This window comes from Pelagimonas phthalicica (assembly GCF_004364805.1).
GTDB classification, from domain to species: Bacteria; Pseudomonadota; Alphaproteobacteria; order Rhodobacterales; family Rhodobacteraceae; genus Pelagimonas; species Pelagimonas phthalicica.
In genome coordinates, this window is sequence record NZ_SOAP01000001.1 from 349,819 (window position 1) to 374,110 (window position 24,292).

General features: G+C 57.5%; 27 protein-coding genes. 18 read left to right on the forward strand and 9 right to left on the reverse strand.

Annotated features, from left to right (window positions below; translation table 11 throughout):
• Positions 1 to 10 precede the first annotated feature (10 nt).
• Together CLV87_RS01765 and CLV87_RS01770 are read left to right on the forward strand one after the other, a co-directional pair.
• Positions 11 to 592: a flavin reductase family protein gene (locus CLV87_RS01765; RefSeq protein WP_099243899.1), complete on the forward strand. Its 582-nt coding sequence runs from the start codon at positions 11 to 13 to the stop codon at positions 590 to 592.
• Positions 593 to 705: 113 nt separating this feature from the next.
• Positions 706 to 1,347, forward strand: coding sequence for a CatB-related O-acetyltransferase (locus CLV87_RS01770; RefSeq protein ID WP_099243897.1), 642 nt, complete (start codon positions 706 to 708; stop codon positions 1,345 to 1,347).
• Between the two features lie 72 nt (positions 1,348 to 1,419).
• Here the strand turns inward: CLV87_RS01770 and CLV87_RS01775 are convergent, their stop codons facing one another.
• Together CLV87_RS01775 and CLV87_RS01780 are read right to left on the reverse strand one after the other, a co-directional pair.
• Positions 1,420 to 3,054: a SulP family inorganic anion transporter gene (locus tag CLV87_RS01775; RefSeq protein ID WP_099243895.1), complete on the reverse strand. Its 1,635-nt coding sequence runs from the start codon at positions 3,052 to 3,054 to the stop codon at positions 1,420 to 1,422.
• Between the two features lie 131 nt (positions 3,055 to 3,185).
• The gene (locus CLV87_RS01780; RefSeq protein WP_208293318.1) at positions 3,186 to 3,668 is read right to left on the reverse strand and encodes a DUF2938 family protein; all 483 of its coding nucleotides are present in this window, start codon (positions 3,666 to 3,668) and stop codon (positions 3,186 to 3,188) included.
• A 65-nt stretch (positions 3,669 to 3,733) separates the two neighbouring features.
• Here CLV87_RS01780 and CLV87_RS01785 point away from each other — a divergent pair, with 65 nt between their 5' ends.
• The 4 genes from CLV87_RS01785 to CLV87_RS01800 all read left to right on the forward strand — a co-directional run bounded on the left by CLV87_RS01785 (position 3,734) and on the right by CLV87_RS01800 (position 6,373).
• Entirely contained in the window at positions 3,734 to 4,138 is a 405-nt protein-coding gene (locus CLV87_RS01785; RefSeq protein ID WP_099243891.1) for a helix-turn-helix domain-containing protein, read from the forward strand.
• 67 nt (positions 4,139 to 4,205) lie between these two features.
• A complete protein-coding gene (locus CLV87_RS01790; RefSeq protein WP_099243889.1) occupies positions 4,206 to 5,084 on the forward strand; it encodes an S-methyl-5'-thioadenosine phosphorylase in 879 nt (292 codons plus the stop codon).
• A complete protein-coding gene (locus tag CLV87_RS01795; RefSeq protein ID WP_099243887.1) occupies positions 5,084 to 5,746 on the forward strand; it encodes a DUF2927 domain-containing protein in 663 nt (220 codons plus the stop codon). Before CLV87_RS01790 ends, CLV87_RS01795 begins: the two co-directional genes overlap by 1 nt.
• A 3-nt stretch (positions 5,747 to 5,749) precedes the next feature.
• On the forward strand, positions 5,750 to 6,373 hold the full coding sequence (locus CLV87_RS01800) for a LysE family translocator (protein WP_099243885.1): 624 nt from the start codon (positions 5,750 to 5,752) through the stop codon (positions 6,371 to 6,373).
• Here the strand turns inward: CLV87_RS01800 and CLV87_RS01805 are convergent.
• Entirely contained in the window at positions 6,370 to 6,555 is a 186-nt protein-coding gene (locus CLV87_RS01805) for a hypothetical protein (RefSeq protein ID WP_235871809.1), read from the reverse strand. The two genes, CLV87_RS01800 and CLV87_RS01805, sit on opposite strands and share 4 nt — an antisense overlap.
• Positions 6,556 to 6,839: 284 nt before the next feature.
• On the opposite strand from CLV87_RS01805, the gene CLV87_RS01810 reads away from it, so the two are divergent.
• Positions 6,840 to 7,391: an adenine phosphoribosyltransferase gene (locus CLV87_RS01810; protein WP_099243881.1), complete on the forward strand. Its 552-nt coding sequence runs from the start codon at positions 6,840 to 6,842 to the stop codon at positions 7,389 to 7,391.
• Positions 7,392 to 7,535: 144 nt separating this feature from the next.
• Here the strand turns inward: CLV87_RS01810 and phaZ are convergent, their stop codons facing one another.
• Positions 7,536 to 8,828: a polyhydroxyalkanoate depolymerase gene (gene phaZ, locus CLV87_RS01815; protein ID WP_099243879.1), complete on the reverse strand. Its 1,293-nt coding sequence runs from the start codon at positions 8,826 to 8,828 to the stop codon at positions 7,536 to 7,538.
• 133 nt (positions 8,829 to 8,961) lie between these two features.
• On the opposite strand from phaZ, the gene CLV87_RS01820 reads away from it, so the two are divergent.
• From CLV87_RS01820 to CLV87_RS01830, 3 genes are all read left to right on the forward strand, one after another.
• Positions 8,962 to 10,764 carry a PHA/PHB synthase family protein gene (locus CLV87_RS01820; RefSeq protein WP_099243877.1) on the forward strand — a complete coding sequence of 601 codons (1,803 nt, stop codon included), beginning with the start codon at positions 8,962 to 8,964 and terminating at the stop codon, positions 10,762 to 10,764.
• 123 nt (positions 10,765 to 10,887) lie between these two features.
• Complete coding sequence (locus tag CLV87_RS01825) at positions 10,888 to 11,328, forward strand: phasin, PhaP (protein ID WP_099243875.1); 441 nt, start codon at positions 10,888 to 10,890, stop codon at positions 11,326 to 11,328.
• Between the two features lie 212 nt (positions 11,329 to 11,540).
• Positions 11,541 to 11,903, forward strand: coding sequence for a hypothetical protein (locus tag CLV87_RS01830; RefSeq protein WP_099243873.1), 363 nt, complete (start codon positions 11,541 to 11,543; stop codon positions 11,901 to 11,903).
• 79 nt (positions 11,904 to 11,982) lie between these two features.
• On the opposite strand, the gene CLV87_RS01835 is transcribed toward CLV87_RS01830, so the two are convergent.
• Both CLV87_RS01835 and CLV87_RS01840 read right to left on the reverse strand, forming a co-directional pair.
• A complete protein-coding gene (locus CLV87_RS01835) occupies positions 11,983 to 12,609 on the reverse strand; it encodes a CoA transferase subunit B (protein WP_099243871.1) in 627 nt (208 codons plus the stop codon).
• On the reverse strand, positions 12,609 to 13,313 hold the full coding sequence (locus CLV87_RS01840; RefSeq protein WP_099243869.1) for a CoA transferase subunit A: 705 nt from the start codon (positions 13,311 to 13,313) through the stop codon (positions 12,609 to 12,611). Before CLV87_RS01840 ends, CLV87_RS01835 begins: the two co-directional genes overlap by 1 nt.
• 260 nt (positions 13,314 to 13,573) lie before the next feature.
• Between CLV87_RS01840 and CLV87_RS01845 the strand changes: the two genes are divergently transcribed.
• Positions 13,574 to 14,116 (forward strand): RNA polymerase sigma factor, encoded by a 543-nt coding sequence (locus CLV87_RS01845; protein ID WP_099243867.1) that lies wholly within the window; start codon positions 13,574 to 13,576, stop codon positions 14,114 to 14,116.
• A complete protein-coding gene (locus CLV87_RS01850; protein ID WP_099243865.1) occupies positions 14,109 to 14,486 on the forward strand; it encodes a DUF6768 family protein in 378 nt (125 codons plus the stop codon). Before CLV87_RS01845 ends, CLV87_RS01850 begins: the two co-directional genes overlap by 8 nt.
• A gap of 35 nt (positions 14,487 to 14,521) precedes the next feature.
• Here the strand turns inward: CLV87_RS01850 and topA are convergent, their stop codons facing one another.
• Entirely contained in the window at positions 14,522 to 17,221 is a 2,700-nt protein-coding gene (gene topA, locus CLV87_RS01855; RefSeq protein ID WP_099244897.1) for a type I DNA topoisomerase, read from the reverse strand.
• A gap of 165 nt (positions 17,222 to 17,386) precedes the next feature.
• Between topA and CLV87_RS01860 the strand changes: the two genes are divergently transcribed.
• Positions 17,387 to 17,830: a hypothetical protein gene (locus CLV87_RS01860; RefSeq protein WP_099243863.1), complete on the forward strand. Its 444-nt coding sequence runs from the start codon at positions 17,387 to 17,389 to the stop codon at positions 17,828 to 17,830.
• 13 nt (positions 17,831 to 17,843) lie between these two features.
• On the opposite strand, the gene dprA is transcribed toward CLV87_RS01860, so the two are convergent.
• Both dprA and tldD read right to left on the reverse strand, forming a co-directional pair.
• Positions 17,844 to 19,043 (reverse strand): DNA-processing protein DprA, encoded by a 1,200-nt coding sequence (gene dprA, locus CLV87_RS01865; protein WP_099244896.1) that lies wholly within the window; start codon positions 19,041 to 19,043, stop codon positions 17,844 to 17,846.
• 190 nt (positions 19,044 to 19,233) lie between these two features.
• The gene (gene tldD / locus CLV87_RS01870) at positions 19,234 to 20,655 is read right to left on the reverse strand and encodes a metalloprotease TldD (RefSeq protein ID WP_099243861.1); all 1,422 of its coding nucleotides are present in this window, start codon (positions 20,653 to 20,655) and stop codon (positions 19,234 to 19,236) included.
• Between the two features lie 179 nt (positions 20,656 to 20,834).
• Between tldD and coxB the strand changes: the two genes are divergently transcribed.
• The 5 genes from coxB to CLV87_RS01895 all read left to right on the forward strand — a co-directional run bounded on the left by coxB (position 20,835) and on the right by CLV87_RS01895 (position 24,290).
• Positions 20,835 to 21,701 carry a cytochrome c oxidase subunit II gene (gene coxB / locus CLV87_RS01875; protein ID WP_099243859.1) on the forward strand — a complete coding sequence of 289 codons (867 nt, stop codon included), beginning with the start codon at positions 20,835 to 20,837 and terminating at the stop codon, positions 21,699 to 21,701.
• Positions 21,702 to 21,787: 86 nt separating this feature from the next.
• Positions 21,788 to 22,723: a heme o synthase gene (cyoE, locus tag CLV87_RS01880; protein ID WP_099243857.1), complete on the forward strand. Its 936-nt coding sequence runs from the start codon at positions 21,788 to 21,790 to the stop codon at positions 22,721 to 22,723.
• Positions 22,720 to 22,887, forward strand: a complete 168-nt coding sequence (locus CLV87_RS01885; protein ID WP_099243855.1) for a cytochrome C oxidase assembly protein — start codon at positions 22,720 to 22,722, stop codon at positions 22,885 to 22,887. The genes cyoE and CLV87_RS01885 overlap by 4 nt, the downstream gene beginning before the upstream one ends.
• Positions 22,877 to 23,461 (forward strand): cytochrome c oxidase assembly protein, encoded by a 585-nt coding sequence (locus tag CLV87_RS01890; protein ID WP_099243853.1) that lies wholly within the window; start codon positions 22,877 to 22,879, stop codon positions 23,459 to 23,461. Before CLV87_RS01885 ends, CLV87_RS01890 begins: the two co-directional genes overlap by 11 nt.
• Before the next feature lie 19 nt (positions 23,462 to 23,480).
• Entirely contained in the window at positions 23,481 to 24,290 is an 810-nt protein-coding gene (locus CLV87_RS01895; RefSeq protein ID WP_099243851.1) for a cytochrome c oxidase subunit 3, read from the forward strand.
• Positions 24,291 to 24,292: the final 2 nt, after the last annotated feature.

Below are 24,292 nucleotides of genomic sequence, written 5' to 3' on the forward strand. Positions count from 1 at the left end.
AGACGCATAGATGTTCTACCGTCCCCAAGACGGCCACGGCCTGCCCCACAATCCCTTTAACGCCATTGTCACCCCTCGGCCCATTGGCTGGATCTCGACCCGCGGGTCGGAGGGCGACAATATCGCCCCCTATTCCTTTTTCAACGCGGTCGCCTATGTGCCGCCACAGGTGATGTTTTCCTCCACCACTGCCAAGGACAGCCTGGCCAATATCCGCGAAACCGAGGTGTTTTGCGTCAACGTGGTTTCAGAGGCTCTCAAAGAGGTCATGAATGCCAGCTCGGCGGCCCTGCCCCGCAATGTCGATGAATTTGCCCATGTGGGAATCGAAAAGGCCGAATGCGAAACCATCAACGCCCCGCGCGTTGCCAATGCGCCGGCAGCTTTGGAATGCAAGCTGACCCAGATTCTAGAATTGCCGGGAGAAGCAAATTTCGCGGTCTTTGGCGAAGTCACTGGCGTCCACCTGCGAGATGACTGCATTCGGGATGGAATCTTTGACGTGCTCAGCTTCAACCCGGTTTCGCGACTTGGCTATCGCGATTTTTCCACCGTGCGCGAATTGTTCAGCCTGTCGCGGCCCGGCGAATAGACACGCATGGACTCTGGGTGATCCGGGGGTTAAACTAAACCCGCAACAATGGAGGGCGTGATGGACCAGTACCTTTGAATCACTGATTTCAACCAGTTTTCAAAGGAGGCAACATGCTATTGCCTGATCCCAAACGCGCCTATCCCATCACCTTGCCTGACGGTTCCGTTCACAAGGGCACGGTTTTTCTCAACCAAGTCATCGACCATCCCAGAATGCGCATCGGTGACTTTACCTATGCGTCTGATTTCAACCCGCCGGATGATTGGGCCAGTCACCTTGCGCCCTATCTCTTTCCGTTTAGCCAAGAGCTGTTGAGCATCGGAAAATTCTGTCAGATCGCCCATGGCGTGCGCTTTGTCGGAAGTTCTGCCAACCATGACACCCAGGGGCCCAGCACCTTTCCTTTTGCCGTCTTCGACCCGGAAACCATGCTGGGCTATCAGCCAGACACCCGCGACACGGTGATCGGGCATGATGTCTGGCTGGGCTACAAAGCGCTGGTTTTGCCCGGTGCCAAGATCGGCAATGGGGTGATTGTCGGGGCTGGGTCTGTCGTGCGCGGCACGATCCCCGATTACGCCATCGTCACAGGCAATCCGGCGCAGGTGGTCAAGATGCGCTATGACGCGGCAGAGGTCGAGGATCTGAACGCGCTGGCCTGGTGGGATTGGCCGCTTGATCGCATCGCCAAAGCGCGCGATGCGTTGACCAAGGGATCGGTGCGCGACCTTGGGGTATTTGCGCCGCAATAAGCCGAAAAACCAGGCTGAAAAGCAAAGAGGGGGCCAAGCCCCCTCTTCTTTCTTCGCGTCCGTAAATGTGGATCAATGACCGCCCAAAATCCCGGTGCGCACGCCATAATCGGCGGCAATCCGGTAATCGGGGTCATCATCGCTGTCGACCATCAGATGCCCCGCCTTGGTCAGCAACTGGTGGCAATCACGGCTGAGATGGCGCAGCTGAATTTTCTTCCCGGCCATTTCATATTTGGACGCAACTGCTTCAATCGCTTGCAAGGCCGACTGATCCGCAACCCGGCTGCCCGCAAAGTCGATGATCACAACCTCTGGGTCATGGGCGACATCGAACAGCTCGGTAAAGCCATCCGCCGAACCAAAGAACAGCGGACCGTGGATTTCGTACACCTGCGCGCCCTCTTCGGTTTTGGACTCACGCTTGGTCGCCTGAATGCGGGTTGCGTTCTGCCAGGCATAGGCCAGGGCCGACACGATCACACCGACAACCACCGCCACGGCAAGGTCTTCCATCACGGTGACAACAGTCACCAGCAGGATAACAAAGGCATCGGTCAAAGGCACCTTGCGCAGGATGGTGAGCGAGTTCCAGGCAAAGGTCCCGATCACCACCATGAACATCACACCAACCAGCGCAGCCAGCGGGATCAGCTCAATCAATGGCGCGGCGAAAAGGATAAAGATCAACAGGAACAGCGCTGCCGCAATCCCGGCGATCCGCGTGCGCGCGCCGGATTTCACGTTGATCATCGACTGACCAATCATCGCGCAACCGCCCATGCCGCCAAAGAAACCGGTGAGAATATTCGCCCCGCCTTGGGCGATGCATTCCTGCGATGCGCCACCACGCTCGCCAGTCATGTCGCCGACAAGGTTCAGCGTCAGCAGGGATTCAATCAGGCCAATCGCCGCCAGGATCACCGCATAAGGCAGGATGATCATGAACGTGTCCCAATTCAGCGGCACGGCCGGAATATGGAACGGAGGCAAGCTGCCGCTGATTTCCGCCATATCGCCGACGCGCGGAACGTCCAGTCCGAACCCGATCACCAGTGCCGCAACCACCGCGATCCCCGCCAAGGGGGCCGGAACCACGCGGCTGATCTTGGGCATGACCCAGATAATCGCCATTGTCAGCGCCGTCAGACCCAGCATCAGGTAAAGCGGCATGCCTGTCAGCCATTCGCCACTGCTCAGCCCCTCACCGGTGTTGACCACCGATCCGGGCACCTTGAACTGGCCCATCTGCGCCAGGAAAATCACGATGGCTAGGCCGTTCACAAAGCCCAGCATCACCGGATGCGGCACAAGACGAATGAACTTGCCCCATTGCATGACACCGGCAAAAACCTGCAAGATCCCCATCAGAACCACGGTGGCAAAGAGGTATTCCACCCCATGCTGCGCCACCAGGGCCACCATGACCACCGCCAAGGCCCCCGTCGCGCCCGAGATCATGCCAGGACGACCGCCAAACAGCGCGGTGATCAACCCCACCATAAAGGCAGCATAAAGACCAACCAGCGGATGCACCCCCGCCACAAAGGCAAAGGCCACCGCCTCGGGAACCAAGGCCAGGGCAACGGTCAAACCGGCAAGCAATTCGATCCGCAGCCGCGCCGGGGTCAGCCCCTCTTTCGGCATCAGGCTCAGATCAGGCATAGCAAGGCGGTCCGAAAAGGCCGCCAAAAGGGATCGTTTCATCGGGAATCCTGTTCATAGACGCGCGCCCCGCCTACTGCACCCCAGCAGAAAAGGCCAGTCTATGCGCAGAACCCTTATAAAAACGTGTCCAATCGGCAGAGCTTTGATGCCGCGCTGTGCATAATCGCCGCCTAACGCATCAATGCGATCCCCCAACAGGTAAGGAAGAGCCCCAAGCCAAAGGCCCCATGAGCGATCAAACTGTTCTTGCGTGCCTGAGCCGGATTAGGCGTTTTGCGGGCAACTGCGCCAAAACCAAACCCCGGCTGCATGATCAAGAACGGCAATCCGACGCTAACCAAACCAAAGCCAATATGGACAACCGCATTTGGCTCCAAGGCCCTCTCGGCCCCAATCAAGGCCCCAAGCCCCCAGGCCAGCGCAATGCCGATGGCGTAGTGCGCAACCCACCCAAGTGCCAGTTCACCACGCAGCGACGCGCTGTTCATAATCGGCTGATGAAAGAAACGGCCGCGCGGCATGTATAACAGCCAACGACCGACAAAGGCATAGTTCAACCCACCGACACCAAACAGCTTTGCCCGAACGAGGGCACTAACATCCATAACTGCGGTCGCCACTATTCCGGCCCCGCCCAATAATAGCCAATCCACGATACGCTCCTTGCTCTTTTCAAGTGGATCGGCAAACTGCCACTTGAAGTCAGATTGAGGTCAACATGGAATTGCTTGATATTGGCGATGTTTCGGAACGCTCGGGCACCAGCCCATCCGCACTGCGCTATTACGAGAAACGTGGGTTGATCGAAGCAATCTCGCGCAAGGGACTGCGACGCCAATATGAACCATCCATCCTGCCGCGGCTGGCGTTGATACGCCTGTGCCAAGCGGCCGGGTTCACTCTGGAAGAAACCGCAGAAATGCTCCCGGACGAGCCACGCTTTACATTGGATCGCGACAAGATCACGGCGCGGGCCGATGATATCGACGCGCAAATCGAAGATTTGGAAAAGCTCAGCAAACTCTTGCGCCACATCGCCAAATGCACCGCCCCCAGCCACGCGGAATGCCCCAATTTCCAAGCGGTTCTGAACTCTCTCCCTCACAAGAAAGTTCCGCGCTAAACGCTTTTCTTTTGCCCCGCTTTTGGGCAGGTTACGCTCAAATCAGGACACCTATGGGTTTGGAAACATGACAGAGACAATGATTGGCGTGATTGGCGGATCGGGCCTTTATGACATTGATGGGCTGGAAAACACCGCTTGGGTCGATGTTGAAAGCCCGTGGGGAACCCCGTCGGATCAAATCCTGACCGGCAGTCTGAACGGCGTCAAAATGGCCTTTCTTCCCCGCCATGGCCGCGGGCATGTGCACAGCCCGACCACAGTCCCCTATCGCGCCAATATCGACGCGTTGAAGCGTCTTGGCGTGACCGATGTGATCTCGGTCTCAGCCTGCGGATCCTTTCGCGAAGAATACGCGCCCGGCCATTTTGTCATTGTTGATCAATTCATTGACCGCACCTTTGCCCGAGAGAAGAGCTTTTTCGGCACCGGTTGCGTGGCCCATGTCAGCGTGGCCCATCCCACCTGCCCACGCCTTGGCGAGGCCTGCCATCAGGCAGGGCAAGCGGCCGGTATCACCATTCACAAGGGGGGCACCTATCTGGCGATGGAAGGCCCGCAATTCTCGACCCTTGCGGAATCCAAGATGTATCGTGAACACTGGGGCGCGGATGTGATCGGCATGACCAATATGCCCGAGGCCAAGCTCGCCCGCGAAGCCGAGCTTTGTTACGCGTCCATCGCGATGGTCACCGATTACGATAGCTGGCACCCCGATCATGGCGAGGTGGATGTGAATGACATTATCAAGACTTTGATGGGCAATTCCGAAAAGGCCCGTAACATGATCCGAGGCCTACCGGACCTGCTCGACCATGATCGCGCCCCCTGCCCCCATGGCTGCGACCGCGCCTTGGATTTCGCGATCATGACGGCCCCTGAAAAACGCGACGCGGATCTGGTGGCGAAACTCGACGCCGTCGCCGGACGTGTTCTGACCGCCTAATGCTGCGTCTCCTGGCCTGCATAGCGCTGCTATGTCCTGCGATCTTGCGGGCCCAGGAGTTTGTCGAAACAGAGGGCCTTTTGAGCGATGAGGCGTTTTACCGCCTCGTCGCCTGTGCCGCCCCACCTGACGGAACCTGCGCCAAAAAATTCCTCCGCTGGCCTTCTGGGGACCAAATCAGGGTGAGTCTGGAACCTCTGGACCGCGCCTTTCTAGGTGGCAAACAAAAGCGCGCCAAAGCTGCCCTGACCCGCGCTATCCAATATCTAAACCGCGTCCCGATGAACCTGTCCTTGACGCAGGTGCCACCCGAGAACGACGCCGATATCCGCATTTATTTTGTTGATACCGATGGCAGCGAACCGATTTCAGGCACTGGCCTGCCGGGGGTCGACGGCCAAACCGTGGCCGGTGCCCGCGTGATCGTTTGGGCCAGAAATGGCGTCATCAACCGAAGTGTCATTATCTTTGGCACCCGCCTCCATATCCGCAGCTATGAAAGCGCTATGCTCGAAGAGTTGACCCAGGCGCTTGGTTTATTGACCGATATTCGAAATCCTGATTACGATGACATCTCGATTTTCTCACAGGACAGCAACGCGTCCAAAACCCTCGGCCCGCAGGACATCAAGGCCCTGCAACGCCATTACCCGCAGGACTAAATCATGAGTTTAGAAATTTGGCTGGCCTTCACCGCCGCATCCATCGTTTTGCTGATCATCCCCGGCCCGACCATTCTGTTGGTGCTCAGCTACGCGCTCAGCAAAGGCCGTAGCGTGGCCGTCGCCTCGGCCGCGGGTGTCGCGGTGGGGGATTTCATCGCCATGAGCCTGTCTTTGGCGGGGCTGGGCGCGTTAGTCGCCACGTCCGCTACACTGTTCACCGTTCTGAAATGGGTCGGTGCAATCTATCTAATCTATCTCGGGATCAAGCTCATCCGCTCCGCCCCGACCAGCGGGCTGTCGCTCCCCGAAACCGATGTGTCGGCGCGTGGGATCTTTGCGCATAACGCTGCGGTCACAGCGCTAAACCCCAAAAGCATCGCCTTTTTCATCGCCTTTGTTCCGCAATTCGTGACCCCCGCTGCACCGCTCTTGCCGCAATTTGCCATTTTGGTCAGCACCTTTGTGGGATTGGCGACGCTGAACGCCTTGGCCTACGCGCTGGCCGCTGACCGTTTGCGCAGCATGATCTCGCGCCCCTCGATCCTAGCCTGGATCACCCGGGCAGGCGGCTCTGTCCTGATTGCCATGGGCGTCTTTACCGCCACCCTGCGCCGCGCGACTTAATCCGAATTCTCTTCGGCGTGTTTCTTGAGAAACCGCCGAATGAACAGCCTCACCTCACGGCTGGCCGAACTGTCCAATTCCTGGCACAGCTCCACAAACGCGTCCCGTTCCTCGCGCCCCAAGCGCAGAACCAGTTGCGCATCTTTCTCTTTTTTAACCTTTTTTTTGGCTTCCTTGCCCAAGATGGCCCCACGTTAGTTGAAATTTAACCAAATATACGTATATACATCTTACATCACAGGCACAGCACTTTGCTGTATTATCAGAAGGTATTAACAATGAACCCGATGCTTGCAAAGACTTTCTTCGTCAACGACCAGTTGAATGGCAACCGCGCACGCTTGCGTTGGCTGCCGAAACGTTTCTACAACTGGCGCGCCAAAAAATCCTGATTTCTCAGATGGGCCTTGCCTAACAGGCCGCTCTCCGACACTAGGGGGCGGCTTTGTTTGTGCAGGAGAGACTCATGTCCGCCCCCAAAAACGCCCGCCCTCAGGTCAAAGACTACATTCGCACGATTGTTGATTTCCCGCATGAGGGCATCATGTTCCGGGACGTTACCACCCTGTTCGCCGATCCACGCGGATTTCGCATGGCGATCGACCAGCTTTTGCACCCCTATGCCGGCGTTCGATTTGACAAGGTTGTCGGGTTGGAAGCACGCGGATTCATTCTGGGCGGCGCTGTCGCACACCAGCTTTCAGCCGGCTTTGTACCGATCCGCAAAAAGGGCAAATTGCCCGGTGCTGTGATTTCCGAGGAATACACACTCGAATATGGCGAGGCGGTGGTTGAAATCCATGACGACGCCATTCTGCCCGGTGAAAAAGTCTTGGTCGTGGACGACCTCTTGGCCACCGGCGGCACGGCTGAGGCCGGGATCAAACTGATCGAGCGTCTGGGCGGCGAGATCATCGGCACAGCATTTATCGTCGACCTGCCCGAACTTGGCGGGCGCGCCAAGCTCGAAGCCATGGGCATGGATGTCCATATCCTCTGCGAATTCGAAGGTCTCTGAGTTTCGCCCCGGATCTTCTTTGGCCAAGGCTTCTTTGGGCCAAAAATATCCTGGGGAGCGCGAGGGGCTGGCCCCTCGCCCGCAACAAAGAAAAAGGCACCACGCAAATGCGGGTGCCTTTCTTTTATCAGTCAAAACGCCGGTTCAAGCCGCGTCGGTTTTAACCGCTTTCAGCTTGGCCTTACGCTTGGGTGCCGGCTTTTTCGGTCCTGAGTTGGAATCGATGAAATCCAGCACCAGCGGGCGAATATTGTTACGCCAGCTCTTACCCGCAAAGATCCCGTAATGCCCTGCGTCAGGCTCCAGATGCGCGGCCTTCATGTCATCGGGCAGGCCAGTACACAGATCCAGGGCCGCAACACATTGGCCAGGCGCGGAAATATCATCCTTGGCCCCTTCCACGGTTTTCACAGCCACATTGGTGATGGCCCCGATATCGACCTTGTGACCGGCGACCTCAAAGGAGTTCGACGCGATCTCGCCATTCTTGAAAATCCGCTCAACCGTCGACAGGTAGAATTCGGCGGGCATATCCATAACCGCCAGATATTCATCATAGAACCGGTTATGCGCGTCATGATCTGACGCTTCGCCACGGGCCACCCGCAGGATTTGGTCGTTAAACGCTTTTGAGTGGCGATCCGCGTTCATGCTCATGAACGAGCTTAGCTGCAACAGACCCGGATAGACCATCCGACCCACGCCTTTATATTTGAAACCAACCCGCTGGATCATGGTCTCTTCAAGCTGCCCCATGGTCACACGATGGCCGAAATCGGTCACATCGGTCGGGGTTGCATTCGGATCAATCGGGCCGCCGATCAATGTCAATGTGCGCGGTTGCGCCTCGGGATCCAGCTCTGCCAGATAGGCGGTCGCGGCCAAGGTCAATGGCGCGGGCTGGCAAACGGCGATCACATGGGTGTCAGGGCCCAACTCGCGCATGAATTCCATCAGGTAAAGCGTGTAGTCTTCGACATCGAACTTCCCGGCAGACACAGGAATATCGCGGGCATTGTGCCAATCGGTGACATAGACCTCGCAATTCACGATCAGGGATTTCACAGTCGAGCGCAAAAGCGTTGCATAGTGACCCGACATGGGCGCAACAAGCAGGATCTTGCGCGGCTGCTCTTCGCGGCCAGCAACATCAAAATGGATCAGGTCACCAAACGGCTTTTCGACCACGGTTTCCACATTGACCAGATGATCCTTGCCATCTTCGCAGGTCATGGTGTGAATGCCCCAATCCGGCTTGACCACCATGCGTTCAAACGTGCGCTCAGTCACCTCGCCCCAGGCTGCGGCCCAGGCCAAGGCTGGGTTTGGCACAATGGAAAAGGCCGGGTAAGATGCCATGGTCTTGGCAGTCGCCCCAAGCCATTGATTTGTATTGCGCATTGTTTCCATTAGATCATAGGTCATCATGTAGCGCATGCGCACAACTCCTTACGCGTTTCCAAAGTGGCGCATTTTTGCCGCGCCTTTGTCCCCGAGCCAATTCGTCGCTTTGCCGATGGGGCATCCCGGGTCTATTCTGCAAATGCGAAGATAGGGGGGATTTGCATCAATGACAACAAACGACGTTGACGCAGGCACAAACCGCGCCCAACTCGAGGCCAATATGGCCCGAATCGAAGAGCTGCAACAACGGCTGGTAAGCGCTCTGACCAAAAAGCGGCCCATTCCCAACGCCTTGAACGGGCCCGAGGCGTCGCTTTATGCCAAAGCCGGTCAGGCCTATTGGCAAGAAGCGCTGCAAAACCCCGCGAAATTGATCGAACAGCAAGTTCATTATTGGGGCAAAACGATGCAGCATTTTGCAGAAGCGCAAAAAGCTTTTGCAGCGGGAAAAATGGAAGCCCCCGAAAACACAGGTCGCAAGGATCGCCGGTTTTCCAATCCTCTTTGGGACACGCACCCCTATTTCAACTTCATCAAGCAGCAATATCAGATCAATGGCGACGCCATTCGCGATGCGGTCGAAAGCATCGACGATCTCGATCCAACCGAGAAAAAGCGCCTTCGGTATTTCGCGCAGCAAATCACTGATATGATGGCCCCGACCAACTTTTTCGCGACCAACCCTGACGCGCTGGAAAAGGCGATTGAGACGGATGGCGAAAGCCTGGTCAAAGGGTTGGAAAACCTGGTGGCCGATGTCGAAGCCAATAATGGCGAGCTGATCGTGCGCCTGGTCGATGAAAGCGCCTTTGAGGTTGGCGGCAATATCGCCACCGCCAAGGGCGAGGTGGTCTATCGCAATCGCATGATGGAGCTGATCCAATATGCACCATCGACCGAAAAGGTGCATGAAACCCCCATCATCCTGTTCCCGCCTTGGATCAACAAGTTCTACATTCTTGACCTCAAAGAGAAAAACAGCCTGATCCGCTGGATTGTCGATCAGGGCTATACCCTGTTCGTTGTCAGTTGGATCAATCCGGACGAGGCCTATGCCGATATTGGCCTGGAGGAGTATATCGAAGAGGGCTATCTCACCGCGATGAATGTCGCGCGCGAGATTTGCGGCACCGAACAGGTGAACGCCATTGGCTATTGCATCGCCGGTACGACCCTGTCGCTCACCCTGTCCTTGCTGAAAAAGCGCAAACAAAAGCTGGTGAAATCCGCGACCTTCTTTACGACCCTGACCGATTTTGCAGAGCAAGGCGAGTTCACGCCCTTCCTGCAAAACGACTTTGTCGACGGGATCGAAGAAGAGATCAACAATACCGGCATTCTGTCGAGCTTTATCATGGCGCGGACCTTCTCCTTCCTGCGCTCCAACGACTTGATCTATGGCCCTGCCATCAAGAGTTACATGATGGGGGAAACTCCGCCTGCCTTTGATCTGCTGTATTGGAACGGCGACGGGGCCAATCTGCCGGGCAAGATGACCATGCAATATCTGCGCGGCCTCTGTCAGCGCAACGAATTCGCCAATGGTGAGTTTGAGATGTTCGGCGAAACCCTGTCGATCAAGGATGTGGATATCCCGCTAATGTCGGTTGCGACAGAAACCGATCACATTGCAGCCGCTTGCGATGTCTATCGCGGCGTGCAGCAAATGGGATCAAAGTCCAAGCAATACATCCTCGGCGGGTCGGGCCATATCGCAGGTATCGTCAATCCCCCGTCCAAGGTGAAATACGGCTATTCCACCCATGAAGATCTGGGGCTGGGATTTGAAGACTGGAAAAATACTGCAACGCAGCATGAAGGGTCTTGGTGGCCCCATTGGGAAGCCTGGCTGAAGAAGCGTTCGGGCAAGAAAACAGAGGCTCGCGTTCCGGGTGATTCGTCATATAAATCACTCGCCCCGGCCCCTGGAACCTATGTTCAGATAAAAGCTGTGAAGCAAAAACAGTAACTTATCAGGTTTTATGCTGCGTCGCAGAACTTTCACTTGAAATGCTGCGCCGCAGCATGCATATTCTTTGCAGCTGCAGCACACCGGGGTGGGCCCGAGAGCAGCAAGAAAAGGATTTGCATCATGGCACAAGCACAAGATTTCACCGCTGTTCTCAAAGACGTTATGGGTTCTTTCCCAGTTGACACCAAAGCCATGGAAGACGCGTTCAAGTCGCAAGCTTCCATGAACGAAAAACTGGCCGCAGTTGCTCTGGAAGCTGCTGAAAAGTCCACCGAGCTGCAGGCAACCTGGACCAAGGACACTCTGGCCAAGCTGGCAGACATGACCACCGCCAAAGAAGAGCCTGCCGACTACGCCAAAGCCGTCACTGATTTCGCTTCCGCTCAGGCAGAAGTTGCTGCAGAAAACATGGCCGCTTTCGCTGAAATCGCGAAAAAAGTTCAGATGGACACCGTTGAGCTGCTGATGGCAGCTGGCAAAGACCTGCAGGAAGAAACCACTGCAGCCGTCAAAAAAGCCACTGACGAAGTGACCAAAGCTGCCAAAAAGGCATCTGCATAAGATAATCAGCCTTCGCGGCTGAGCAGGATAATTGCACCCCTCCTCCCAATCTGGTGCAATTTCCTTGAGGCGGGCTCCGAAAGGAGCCTGCCTTTTCATTTGTCAGCCCTCCAGACCGAGGTAAGGAAAGGCTGACCGTCAATCATGCCATTTTGCACCAGCGCCGTCTGAATGCTCTAATCGGGGTGTCCCTGACACAGCGGAGGCGCGAGATGATACGCCTGACTTTTGCCCTGTTTCTAACCCTTTGCACCGCCCTGCCTGCCTTGGCGCAAGAGCGGGTATTGAAGTGGCACAACCTTGATCCGGTGACGACCGAGACCCTGCTGAACAAGCTGGAGAGCACCGGTTTTGAGCTGCAAGGCATGCGCCCGCTGACATTGATCATCAATTCCCAAGCCTGCAGCGCGGGCTGTACGGTTCGCAATGCGGGCTGCGCTTGTCCCAAGCAGGGGGATGCCTGTGCTGAGGGCACCACGCCCAGCCCTGGCGGCGCGCTCTGCACGGGCCCGCTGAATGGCGCTGCGGTGATGCTAGAGGATGGTCGGATCAGCACACCGGTGAATTTACCTTAGGGTCAGCCCCCGAGCAGTATCCCCACGAAAAAGGCCGCCGAAACCCCGGCGGCCTTAACATTTCAAACGCTCAAGGAACTTAGACGATTGTGGCCTGCGTCGATGCGCGGAACTCTTCTTCGCTCACGCCATCCGCCAGTTCGACAATCTTCAAGCCGCCTTCGACCACATCCATAACCCCCAGATTGGTGATGATACGGTCGACAACCTTTTGACCAGTCAGCGGCAGCGTACATTCCTTCAACACTTTGGAATCGCCGTGTTTGTTGGTGTGATCCATCACAACCACCACGCGGCCAACACCGGCCACCAGATCCATCGCGCCGCCCATGCCTTTGACCAGCTTGCCCGGGATCATCCAGTTCGCCAGATCGCCATTCTCGGCCACTTCCATCGCGCCCAGGATCGCCATGGCGATCTTGCCGCCGCGGATCATCGCGAAAGACTGCGCCGAGTCGAAATAGGCGGTCTGAGGCAGTTCGGTGATGGTCTGCTTACCGGCATTGATCAGGTCGGGATCTTCCTCGCCCTCATAGGGGAACGGGCCCATGCCCAGCATCCCGTTTTCCGATTGCAGCGTCACTTCGACACCTTCCGGGATGTAGTTGGACACCAGCGTTGGAATACCGATGCCAAGGTTCACATACCAACCGTCCTGCAATTCCTGAGCGGCGCGGGCCGCCATTTGGTTACGATCCCAAGGCATTATGCACCCTCCTTCTTACGCACGGTGCGCTGTTCGATACGTTTCTCATGCTCACCCTTGATGATGCGGTGCACATAGATCCCCGGCAGGTGGATCTGATCGGGGTCCAGCGACCCGGTCGGAACGATCTCTTCGACTTCAACCACGCAGAGCTTGCCACAGGTCGCGGCAGGCGCGTTGAAGTTGCGCGCGGTCTTGCGGAACACCAGGTTGCCGGTCTCATCCGCTTTCCAGGCCTTTACGATGGCGAGGTCAGCAAAGATGCCCTCTTCCATGATATAGGTCTCACCGTTGAAGTCTTTGTGGTCCTTGCCCTCGGCAATAACGGTGCCCACGCCGGTTTTGGTGTAAAAGCCCGGGATGCCCGCGCCACCAGCGCGCATACGTTCAGCCAGCGTGCCCTGCGGGTTGAATTCCAGCTCAAGCTCACCGCTCAGATACTGGCGCATGAATTCCGCATTCTCACCCACATAGGAAGAGATCATTTTCTTGACCTGCTTGGTCTGCAACAGAATACCGATGCCGAAATCATCGACACCCGCATTGTTGGATGCAAATGTCAGATCCTTGACGCCGCTTTCCTTGATCGCTTCGAGCAGCAGTTCAGGAATGCCACACAGGCCAAAGCCACCCGCAGCAATCAGCATCCCGTCCTGCAGCACGCCATCCAGCGCCTCTGCGGCCGAGCCGTACACTTTCTTCATGATGTCCTCCCTTGGAACACTTGGATGGTCAGGTTTGTGACCCGAGGGTAGTTAACGTGTCAACTGTTTCGCCGCAACGCAGCACACGCTCTGTAACACTTTCGTTTAAGTTGTGCGAAATGACCTAAAAATTCCCGCCATTTTTATAGAGGAGTAATTCATGTTTTAACTCCCGTTTAAATTGCACATCAAAATTCGTCCTAAGAAATGAACCTTTTGCCGCCCTGCCCGCACTCTCTAATATCAACGCAGGAGAGCAGATGAGCACCGCCAGACGCATATATGAGGAATATCTCGTCGCCAGCACCCGGACAGGGGACAAAAAGGCTGCAATCGAGCTTGTCGAGCTACGTGGACCACGTCTTTTGCTGCACGCGACTCGGCTTCTCGGGAATCACGATGAGGCGCAAGATGCCGTCCAGGACGCTTGGATCGACATTTTCAAAGGGCTGAAATCGCTGCGCAGTGACGCCGCCTTTCCGGTCTGGGCCTTGCGAATTGTGACCCGCAAATGTGCCGCGCTGATCAAAGGCAAGCAGCGCGACCGTTCACTTGCCGCTGCCCTGGCCCCGGAGATGCCGCAACTTGTCGAACCGCCGCCCGGCGTGTCACGCGACCTGGCCCAGGCCATCGCCGCCCTGCCCTCGGCTCAGGCCGCGACAGTGGCGCTGTTCTATCTCGAAGACCTCAGCCTGACCGAGGTCTCAATCGCGCTCGACATCCCTGTCGGCACCGTCAAATCGCGCCTGTCTTTGGCGCGTAGAAACCTGAAAACCGCATTGGAAGGAGAAAACGATGTCTGATGCTTTTGAAAAAGACCTAGACGCCCAGATCAAAGCCGCCCTCACCGGGCAGGATCGGGAAATTCTGGAAGCAACACAAGAGCTTGGCTGGTTTGAACTGGGTTTCAAGCAGTTCGGCGGCAAGCTGGGTTGGGTAACCTGGGTCGTGATGCTTGTCCAAACCGCGATGTTTATCGCAGCCGTTTGGTGCGCGATCCGCTTCTTTGGCGCGACCGAAACCATGCCCGCCCTGAAATGGGGATTCAGCTCAACCGTGCTGATGTTGGGTGCTTTGCAAATGAAGCTGAGCCTGATGCCGCAAATCCAGGCCGACCGCGTCATTCGCGAAGTCAAACGCCTGCAATTGATGGTCGCGTCCAAGCATGACTGAAAGAAAAGGCCCGGCGCATTGCCGGGCCTGTTTCCTTAGTCGTCAGCCGCTGCCTTTTTCGCAGTGGTTTTCTTTGCCGCAGTCTTTTTCGCCGCCGTTTTCTTGGCTGGGGCTTTCTTGGCTGCCGCCTTTTTCTTGGGCGCTTTCTTGGTCTTTTCGGCAATCAGGTTGATCGCCATCTCGTCGGTCACATCCTTGGGATCGACATCCTTGGGCAGGGTCGCATTGACCTTTTCCCATTTGACATAAGGCCCATAGCGCCCGTCATAAATCCCCATCTTGCCGCCATCGGGATGTTCGCCCAGCTCACGGAGCGCCTTGGCAGCCGCACCTCGCCCGCGCCCTGGATTGGCGCGTTTATGGGCCAGCAGCTCCACCGCGTGGTTCATGCCGACTTCCATCATCTCGCGATAGGTTTTGAAGTTCACATAGACCGGTTTTTCGTCACCGGGCGCTTTGTGCATGATATAGGGACCAAAACGCCCCAAATTGCCGCTGATCCGGTTGCCTTCGGGGTGGTCGCCCACATAGCGCGGCAGGCTGAGCAACTCGATGGCTTGCTCAAGCGTTGTCTCTTCCTTGGGCCAGCCACCATGACGGGCCTGCGGGATCGAAGAGCGTTTCGGCTTCTTGTTTTCAGGCGTCGCCTCACCGCGCTGAACATAGGGGCCATAACGCCCATCTTTCAGCCAGATTTCGTCGCCCTGATCTTCGCCCAGCAGTTTTTCCTCACCCTCGGCACCTTCACCCGCAATCGGGCGGGTATAGGTGCATTCAGGATAGTTGCCACAACCGACAAACCCACCGGTGCGCGAGGTTTTCAGGTGCAGCTGACCATTACCGCATTTCGGGCAGATCCGCGGGTCAGAGCCGTCTTCGCGCGGCGGATAAAGCTGCGGAGCCAGCGCGTCGTCCAGCACATCCAGCACCTCAGAAACACGCAGCTCGGTGGTTTCCTCAATCGCTACTGAAAAATCGCGCCAGAATTTGCTAAGCACCTCAACATATTCGATCTCACCCGCCGAAACATGGTCCAGCTCATCCTCCATCGCCGCGGTGAAATCATATTCCACATAGCGCTTGAAGAAATTGAGCAAGAAGATCGTCACAATGCGCCCGCGCTCTTCGGGGAAGAGGCGGTTTTGCTCCTTGCGCACATAGGCGTGCTCTTCGAGGCGGGTCAGGATCGAGGCATAGGTGGACGGGCGGCCAATGCCCAGCTCTTCCATCCGTTTGACAAGCGTCGCTTCGGTGTAACGTGGGGGCGGCTGGGTAAAGCTTTGCAGCGCCAAGACGGCCGCATCTTCGGACAATACCGCAGCATCGCAGCGCTGCATCCCCTCAATCACCGCGCCAGAGGTGCCCGCCGCCTTGTCATAACCGCCCTGAAGCGAGCCCGCCGCAAAGCCTGCGGCCTCACCCATCATAATCTGGGGCAAGCGCTTATCATCATCCTCGACCGGCTCGTCCCGGCCCTCTTCATAGACCTTGAGGAAACCATCAAAGAGCACAACCTGACCACTGGCACGCAACCCAACCTGGCCATCATCGCTGCCGATTTCGACCGTGGTGCGCTCCAATTTGGCGCTGGCCATCTGGCAGGCCAGGGTCCGCTTCCAGATGAGATCATATAATTTACGCTGATCATCTTCCGTCAGCTTAAGACTGGCCGCGTCGCGCGTCATATCCGTGGGGCGGATACATTCGTGCGCTTCCTGGGCGTTTTTGGCCTTGTTTTTATAGACGCGCGGGCTGTCGGGCACATATTCCGCGCCATAGCGATCGCTGATTGCATCGCGGGCGGCGGTCACGGCCTCGGGGGCCATGTCGATCCCGTCGGTCCGCATATAAGTGATGTAGCCGGCCTCATAAAGGCGCTGCGCCGCGTTCATTGTCTGACGCGCGCCCATGCCGAATTTTCGGCTGGCTTCCTGTTGCAGGGTTGAGGTCATGAACGGAGCCGACGGGTTGCGGCTGGCTGGTTTGGCTTCGACCTTGGTGACCTTGAGCGCGCGCGAGGTGATCGCCTGCACGGCCATCTCGGCCTGGGTGGCATTCTCAAGATCAAACTTGTCGAGCTTGCTGCCAGCCAAAGTCGTCAGGCGTGCCTCGTAGTTTTGGCCGCGCGGCGTGGTCAACTGGGCTTTGACGCTCCAATATTCGCGCGGCTTAAACGCCTCAATCTCCATCTCGCGTTCAACGATCAAGCGGAGCGACACAGACTGCACCCGCCCAGCCGCCTTGGCCCCGGGCAGTTTGCGCCACAAAACAGGCGACAGGCCAAAGCCCACCAACCGGTCCAGCGCGCGGCGGGCCAGATAGGCCTCGACCAATGGTGTATCAATGTCACGCGGATTGGCCATCGCTTCGGTCACGGCGGATTTGGTGATCGCGTTAAAGGTCACGCGGCTCACATGGGTCGATTTCTTGATCGAACGCCTTTTGGTCAGCGCCTCTTTCAAATGCCAGCTGATGGCTTCGCCTTCGCGATCAGGGTCAGTCGCGAGGATCAGTTCGTCATCGGTTTTCAATGCGGCTGCAATCGCTGCCACATGTTTGCGCGAATCATTCGGGACTTCCCAAGTCATTGAGAAATCGTCATCCGGATCGACCGCGGTGCCCTTGCGCGGCAGGTCGCGCACATGCCCGTAAGAGGCCAGAACCGTGTAGTTCGACCCAAGATATTTGTTGATTGTCTTGGCTTTAGCCGGGGATTCAACAACTACGACAGGCATAAAACTCAAAACCTCTTTATGATATTTCGCGCGCCTCTTTGCGGGCCGCATATGGCGGCGCAGAGTGGAGGGTGCAAGGGGGAATTGTCAATGTGGGCAACTATCACGCTTGGCGAATATCAGGGGATTGCGTTAAAAACGGGCATATTCACAGGAGATATTTGCATGACTTTTCTACGACTTTCGCTTTCACTTCTGCTGTCGGCGGGCATTGCCTTGCCAGTTCAGGCCTGGACAGAACCCCAACGCGGCACGGCGCTGCGCAGCGATCTGATGGATGCCTTGCGCCCGCATGCGGAAAAGGTGTTTGGCGCGCCGGTTGTCTTTGTTGTGCAGGATCTGCGGGTTGAGGGGGACGTGGCCTTTGGCATGTTGCAACCGGTGCGCCCGGATGGATCGGAAATCGGCATCAATGACCTGCGGTCGCCCTACGCAGATGGCGAAGAGGCGGAGTTTTGGGGCGGCCCGGACATGCAGGCGCTGTATCAGAAATCCGGCAATACCTGGGTTGCGGTGCATCATGCCTATGGCGCGACGGATGTCTGGTGGGCGGACCCGTATTTTTGCCCGGTTTGGCATCCTGTGATCCCTGAAACCTGCGCGAATTAAGGCCTGATACCGCCTAATGCCGGGTCTCGCTGGCATCTGGCACCAAGGTCAAGAAACCGCCAGGCTTGCGTTGCACGCGCCCTTCCAGCTCAAGATCGGTCAGGGCCGGTGCCACCTCGCCTGACGGGGCCCCAAGGTCGCGGATCAACTGATCTTCGGCGACAGGGGATGGGCCCAACTGTTTCAGGATTTGCAAATGCAGCTTGGCCGTGTCACGCAAACTGCGTTTGGGTGCTGGCGTTTGCGGGAGCCTGGCAACCACATCCTCAAGCGGCTCTTCCTCGAAACCGGGCAGTTCCGGTTGAGCAGCGGTGTGGATATCCGGGAGTGTTTCCAAAACATCCGCGCCGTTTCGCACCAGCCGTGCGCCGTCGCGGATCAGGATATTACAGCCAGAGGCCCGTGCATCCATTGGATGTCCGGGCACCGCCAAAACCTCGCGCCCCTGATCCAAGGCGGTGCGCGCGGTGATCAACGAGCCGGATTTCGCCGCCGCTTCGACCACCACTACAGCCCGCGCCAAGCCAGACACGATACGATTGCGGGTCGGAAAATGCCGCGCCATGGGCTGCAATCCCATCGGTTGTTCACTGATCAAAGCGCCACCTTTGGCCACGATATCCTCGGCCAAACGGGTGTTTTCCGACGGGTACAGCACATCGACCCCGCCAGCCAAAACCGCCACTGTCCCGGTTTCCAACGCCTCCAGATGCGCCGCCGTGTCGATCCCGCGCGCCAGGCCCGAGACGATCTGATACCCCGCCTGCCCCAAATCGGCCGACAAGGATCGCGCCATGCGAAGGCCCAGTGACGAGGCATTTCGCGCGCCCACCAGGGCTATCATCGGTCGCGACAACGCCGTTGTATCACCGATCACCCACAGCATGGGTGGCGCATCATCGATTTCCGCCAAGTCAGTGGGGTAAGCCGCCTCGCCCCGGCAGACCAACCTGGCCCCACGCGCCCGCGCCGCTTTCATTTCCGCCAAAACCACGCCCTCTGGGCAGGAGTCATATTTTTGCACGCCAGCCGCACGGGCGACCTCGGGCAAAGCCTGCAAGGCGTCCTGAGCGGTTCCATGTTCGGAGAGCAATCGCCAGAACGTCGCAACACCGACGCGGCGAGATCGCAAGAGACGGAGCCACGACACCCGATCATCTTCCGTGGTGGGTGGGAGTGGGGGGTGAGTGGAAGAGTAGCTGTGGTCGCGCATCTTGGCCCCGTCGTCTTGCACGTTTAGAGGTAGCGCAAAGAGGGTTAACCACGGGTAAATTGCGGCAGTTTTCGCCAGATTTAGTTACAAAGCGTTGAAACAGCTGCATTTAAACAGCGGCAATGGGCTGAAATTCGCCCATCACCATGTCTCAAACCGTCAAAAAACGGCTCAAAATTAGGGAATCGGCTTAGTTTCCAGCCCCGCCAACCGTCAAACCGCCGATCTTGACCGTCGGTTGGCCGACGCCAACCGGCACCCATTGGCCCGCTTTGCCGCAATTGCCCATGCCCGGATCCAGCGCCATGTCGTTGCCAAGCGCCTGAATGCGTTTCAGCGCATTGGCCCCGTCGCCGATCAAAGTCGCGCCTTTCACCGGCGCGCCAACCTTACCGTTTTTGACGCGATAGGCCTCGGTGCAAGAGAACACGAACTTACCATTGGTAATGTCGACCTGACCGCCACCAAAGCCAACGGCCCAGATCCCGTCATCCAGATCGGCGACAATATCCGCCGGGTCGGCATCGCCGCCCAGCATATAGGTGTTGGTCATGCGCGGCATTGGCACATGGGCATAGCTTTCCCGACGCCCATTCCCCGTGGGTTTGTCCCCCATCAGGCGGGCATTTTGGCGATCCTGCATAAAGCCGACCAAGATACCGTCTTCGATCAACACATTCTTGCCCGATGGTGTGCCTTCGTCATCCACCGTGATCGAGCCGCGGCGATCAGGGATCGTGCCGTCATCCAGCACTGTCACCCCTTTGGAGGCGATCTGTTGCCCCATCAAACCGGCAAAGACCGAGGCCCCCTTGCGGTTGGCATCGCCTTCCAGCCCGTGGCCAATCGCTTCGTGCAGCAAGATCCCGGGCCAGCCCGGGCCAAGCACGATATCCATCACACCCGCCGGGGCCGGTTCGGCCTCGAGATTGACCAACGCAATGCGCAAGGCCTCGCGCGCTTTACCCTGCCAATCCTGCGGGTCCAGCAGCCCATCCAGAGCCACACGACCGCCACCGCCCGCCGTGCCAGATTCGCGACGACCGTTTTCTTCGACAATGACCGAGACATTGACCCGCGTCATCGGGCGCACATCGGTGACCAGCCCACCCTCGGGACGCAGAATCGCCACCTCTTGCAATGTAGCGGCAATCGTCGCGGTCACTTGCACGACCCGAGAGTCAAGCTCTCGAGCAAAGGAATCAATTTCGCGCAGGGTTTCGATCTTGACCGGGAAATCCGCCCCGGCAATTGGATCGCTATCTGTATAGAGCTTTTTATTGGTGCCTGCCGGGGCCGGAGCCAGAATTCCCCCGCCCTGCCCTACAGCCAAACGCGCCGTTTCGCTGGCACGTTTCAGCGCGGCCTCACTGATTTCAGTGGCATGCGCGTACCCAGCCACCTCACCATTCACGGCCCGCAACCCAAACCCTTCCGAGGCATCATAACTGGCGGTTTTCACCCGCCCATCATCAAAGACCAATGATTCCGACCGCCGCCGCTCCAGAAACAGCTCTCCATCCTCGGCCCCGTTCAGGGCGTCCCGCAGGATTTTTGTACTGTTTTCAAGGTCGAGATGGGTCTCGAAAGGGCGGAAGGGGGCATCGCTCATGGCAACCTCGATTTGATCTGGATCAAAAAAGCGGCGCTTTGCCGCAAGATGGGACCTTTATAGGTGCATCAGAATATGATTTTAAACGGTCAGAACGCAATGGGAGGTGAGGGAGTCGGTTTGCCCGGTGCCCTCCTTTTTCCGTAGGTAACAGAATTCGCAACCGATCAGGGTGAGATATGCAACTGAAGACGATGCTGACGGGCCTGGCGGCCACTGTCTTGGCCGCGCCGGCACTGGCGCAAGAGCTCGAAGTGGTGGGGAAACCCGTTCCGGGTGGCGTGGGCTTTCAGCCCGCAGCGACCGGCCTTGCCGAGCAACTGCACGGTTTGGACAACCTGCTGCTGGTGATCATCACCCTGATCACCCTGTTCGTGACGGGCCTTTTGGCCTTTGTCATTGTCCGCCATAACCGCAAGGCCAACCCAAACCCGGCCAGCTTTACCCACAACACACCTCTGGAAATCGCCTGGACGCTGATTCCCATCGCTATCCTGGTTGTGATCGGCGCTTTCTCTCTGCCAGTTCTGTTCTCGCAGCAGGAAATCCCAGAGGGTGACGTCACCATCAAGGTCACCGGCTACCAGTGGTACTGGGGCTATGAATATGTTGATCACGAAGAGCTGGCCTTTGACAGCTACATGATCGGCGCAGGCGACAACAAAATGTCCCCAGAAGTCGAAGCAGAGCTCGTTGAAGCCGGTTACAGCAAAGAAGACTTCCTGCTGGCCACCGACACCGCCGTTGTTGTTCCCGTTGGCAAAACCGTTGTGATGCAGGTCACAGGCGCGGACGTGATCCACTCCTGGACCATCCCGGCCTTTGGCGTAAAGCAGGACGCTGTGCCTGGTCGTTTGGCTGAACTGTGGTTCAAGGCGGATCGCGAAGGTGTCTATTTCGGTCAGTGTTCCGAGCTCTGCGGCATTGCCCACGCTTACATGCCCATCACCGTCAAGGTCGTCTCTGAAGCCGCTTACGAGGCTTGGGTTGAGGCCAACAAGGGTGGCGCTGACTACACCCCGGTTGAGCAGTTCCTGACCAACTGATCCAGCGGGGCCCCGGCCCCGTAAAACTCTCGAGAGGCGCGGAAACGCGCCCTCACTTGTCTTAACAGACCAATACGGAAGACCACATGAGCGACGCCAGCTTTGAGAGCAAGCCCATCGAGAACGAGGCACAGTTCGGCGATTTCTTCGCCCTGCTTAAGCCGCGGGTTATGACGCTTGTGGTCTTCACCGCTTTTGTTGGCCTCTTGGCCGCACCGACAGCGGTGCATCCCTTTGTCGGCTTCTGCGCGATTCTCTTCATCGCCTTGGGCGGCGGCGCATCCGGCGCGCTGAACATGTGGTATGATGCCGATATCGACGCCGTGATGAAGCGCACCGCCAAGCGCCCCATCCCTGCTGGCAAAGTCACCCGCGAAGAGGCCTTTGCCTTTGGCCTGACCCTGTCGGTCTTTGCCTGTGTCTTTCTTGGCCTGGCCACCAACTGGCTGGCCGGTGGGCTTCTGGCCTTTACCATCTTCTTTTATGTCGTGATCTACACCATGTGGCTGAAGCGTTCGACGCCTCAGAACATCGTGATTGGCGGTGCCGCCGGGGCCTTCCCCCCGATGATCGGCTGGGCCGCTGCCACGGGTGAGATTTCGACCGCATCCGTGCTGATGTTCTGCCTGACCTTCATGTGGACCCCACCACATTTCTGGGCGCTGGCCCTGTTCATGCGCTCTGACTATGACGATGCTGGCGTTCCGATGCTGACCGTCACCCATGGTCGCCCCTCTACCCGCCGCCATATCCTGGGCTACACCGTTCTGCTCGCGGCCCTGGCGATTGCACTTGGCTTTACCCAAGTGGGCGGCTGGGTTTACCTTTCCGTGGCCATTGTCCTGAACGCGCTGTTCCTCAAGGGTGCGTTCGACATCTATCGCCGCGACGAGGACATGTCCGAGGCCGACAATTTCGCGGTCGAGCGCAAGTTCTTCAAACTGTCCCTGCTCTATCTCTTTGCCCATTTTGGTGCGATCCTGATCGAGGCAGGTCTGGACAAATTCGGAGTGGCGCTATGAGCCTGACAAAACAGCACGAGCTTCATGCCCGCCGCAAAGGCCGCAATACCGGGCTGGCCTTGGTTCTCGTCGCATTCGTCGCCATCATCATGGGCCTGACCGTGGTCAAGGTAAAGTCACCGGGCTTCCAGGTGCCAAATGTCGAGGGCACAAATGGCAACTGATCCAAAAACCAAAACCGTATTCCAACTGCTGGGCGTCGTGGTCACCATGGGGGCCCTGGCTTGGGCATCTGTGCCGTTTTACGACTGGTTCTGCCGTGTCACGGGTTTTGGCGGCACCACCAATGTTGCCGAAGGTCCGGCAGGTGAAATTCTGGACCAGACCATCAAGATCCGCTTTGACGCCTCGCTGGAACGCGACATGCCGTGGGAGTTCAAGCCCATGCAGCGCGAGATGACCATGCGCATCGGCGAAGAGGGCATGGCCTTTTACGAGGCTTACAACCCGACCGACAAACCGGTCGCGGGTCAGGCCTCTTATAATGTCGCCCCCTATGCGGCGGGTGGCTATTTCTCCAAGATCGAATGTTTCTGCTTTACCGAGCAGGTTCTGATGCCCGGCGAGCGTGTGCAGATGCCGGTGCTGTTCTTTGTTGATCCTGACATCATCAATGACGGCGACGCGAAATATGCCAAGCATATCACGCTTTCCTATACCTTTTACCAGATCGACCTGCCCGATGAGGCGCAGGCCGCTTTGGCCCCAACAACAGACGACAACACGTCTTTGAATTAACGCGAAACGAGGACAGAATATGGCCCACGCCAAGAACCACGATTATCACATTCTGAACCCCTCTATCTGGCCTTTCCTGGGCTCAGTTGCAGGCTTTATCATGCTGTTTGGTGCCGTCATGTGGATGCATGACAATGGCCCATGGATGTTCCTCATCGGCTTTGTTGGCGTTCTTTACGTCATGTTTGGCTGGTGGTCCGAGACCGTGGCCGAAAACCAGGTTGGCGATCACACGCCGGTGGTTCTGATCGGCCTGCGCTACGGCTTTATCCTGTTCATCATGTCCGAAGTGATGTTCTTCTTTGCCTGGTTCTGGAGCTTCTTCAAGCACGCCATGTACCCAATGGACCCCGACGGCAACAGCCCGGCCATTGATGGTGTTTGGCCACCCGTTGGGATCGAAACCTTTGACCCGTGGCACCTGCCACTGATCAACACTCTGATCCTGCTTTGCTCCGGCTGTGCCGCAACTTGGGCGCACCACGCTCTGACCCATGACAATAACAACCGCAAAGACATCAAGTCTGGTCTGGTTATTGCCATCATCCTGGGTCTGATCTTCACCGTGTTCCAGGCGTATGAATACAGCCACGCGGCCTTTGGCTTCTCGGGCAACATCTATGGCGCAAACTTCTTCATGGCGACCGGCTTCCACGGCTTCCACGTTGTTGTCGGCACCATCTTCCTGTTCATCTGCTACCTGCGTGTTCTGCGCGGCCACTTCACCCCGACCAACCACCTCGGATTCGAAGCGGCAGCTTGGTACTGGCACTTCGTTGACGTGGTCTGGTTGTTCCTGTTTGCCGCAGTTTACGTCTGGGGTGGCTAAGA

Excerpts from the sequence above, each read along its gene's own strand:
- CLV87_RS01765 (WP_099243899.1), top strand. The coding sequence starts at position 11 with ATGTTCTACCGTCCCCAAGACGGCCACGGCCTGCCCCACAATCCCTTT.
- CLV87_RS01770 (WP_099243897.1), top strand. The coding sequence starts at position 706 with ATGCTATTGCCTGATCCCAAACGCGCCTATCCCATCACCTTGCCTGAC.
- CLV87_RS01775 (WP_099243895.1), bottom strand. The coding sequence starts at position 3,054 with ATGAAACGATCCCTTTTGGCGGCCTTTTCGGACCGCCTTGCTATGCCT.
- CLV87_RS01785 (WP_099243891.1), top strand. The coding sequence starts at position 3,734 with ATGGAATTGCTTGATATTGGCGATGTTTCGGAACGCTCGGGCACCAGC.
- CLV87_RS01790 (WP_099243889.1), top strand. The coding sequence starts at position 4,206 with ATGACAGAGACAATGATTGGCGTGATTGGCGGATCGGGCCTTTATGAC.
- CLV87_RS01795 (WP_099243887.1), top strand. The coding sequence starts at position 5,084 with ATGCTGCGTCTCCTGGCCTGCATAGCGCTGCTATGTCCTGCGATCTTG.
- CLV87_RS01800 (WP_099243885.1), top strand. The coding sequence starts at position 5,750 with ATGAGTTTAGAAATTTGGCTGGCCTTCACCGCCGCATCCATCGTTTTG.
- CLV87_RS01810 (WP_099243881.1), top strand. The coding sequence starts at position 6,840 with ATGTCCGCCCCCAAAAACGCCCGCCCTCAGGTCAAAGACTACATTCGC.
- phaZ (WP_099243879.1), bottom strand. The coding sequence starts at position 8,828 with ATGCGCTACATGATGACCTATGATCTAATGGAAACAATGCGCAATACA.
- CLV87_RS01820 (WP_099243877.1), top strand. The coding sequence starts at position 8,962 with ATGACAACAAACGACGTTGACGCAGGCACAAACCGCGCCCAACTCGAG.
- CLV87_RS01825 (WP_099243875.1), top strand. The coding sequence starts at position 10,888 with ATGGCACAAGCACAAGATTTCACCGCTGTTCTCAAAGACGTTATGGGT.
- CLV87_RS01830 (WP_099243873.1), top strand. The coding sequence starts at position 11,541 with ATGATACGCCTGACTTTTGCCCTGTTTCTAACCCTTTGCACCGCCCTG.
- CLV87_RS01835 (WP_099243871.1), bottom strand. The coding sequence starts at position 12,609 with ATGCCTTGGGATCGTAACCAAATGGCGGCCCGCGCCGCTCAGGAATTG.
- CLV87_RS01840 (WP_099243869.1), bottom strand. The coding sequence starts at position 13,313 with ATGAAGAAAGTGTACGGCTCGGCCGCAGAGGCGCTGGATGGCGTGCTG.
- CLV87_RS01845 (WP_099243867.1), top strand. The coding sequence starts at position 13,574 with ATGAGCACCGCCAGACGCATATATGAGGAATATCTCGTCGCCAGCACC.
- CLV87_RS01850 (WP_099243865.1), top strand. The coding sequence starts at position 14,109 with ATGTCTGATGCTTTTGAAAAAGACCTAGACGCCCAGATCAAAGCCGCC.
- topA (WP_099244897.1), bottom strand. The coding sequence starts at position 17,221 with ATGCCTGTCGTAGTTGTTGAATCCCCGGCTAAAGCCAAGACAATCAAC.
- CLV87_RS01860 (WP_099243863.1), top strand. The coding sequence starts at position 17,387 with ATGACTTTTCTACGACTTTCGCTTTCACTTCTGCTGTCGGCGGGCATT.
- dprA (WP_099244896.1), bottom strand. The coding sequence starts at position 19,043 with ATGCGCGACCACAGCTACTCTTCCACTCACCCCCCACTCCCACCCACC.
- tldD (WP_099243861.1), bottom strand. The coding sequence starts at position 20,655 with ATGAGCGATGCCCCCTTCCGCCCTTTCGAGACCCATCTCGACCTTGAA.
- coxB (WP_099243859.1), top strand. The coding sequence starts at position 20,835 with ATGCAACTGAAGACGATGCTGACGGGCCTGGCGGCCACTGTCTTGGCC.
- cyoE (WP_099243857.1), top strand. The coding sequence starts at position 21,788 with ATGAGCGACGCCAGCTTTGAGAGCAAGCCCATCGAGAACGAGGCACAG.
- CLV87_RS01885 (WP_099243855.1), top strand. The coding sequence starts at position 22,720 with ATGAGCCTGACAAAACAGCACGAGCTTCATGCCCGCCGCAAAGGCCGC.
- CLV87_RS01890 (WP_099243853.1), top strand. The coding sequence starts at position 22,877 with ATGGCAACTGATCCAAAAACCAAAACCGTATTCCAACTGCTGGGCGTC.
- CLV87_RS01895 (WP_099243851.1), top strand. The coding sequence starts at position 23,481 with ATGGCCCACGCCAAGAACCACGATTATCACATTCTGAACCCCTCTATC.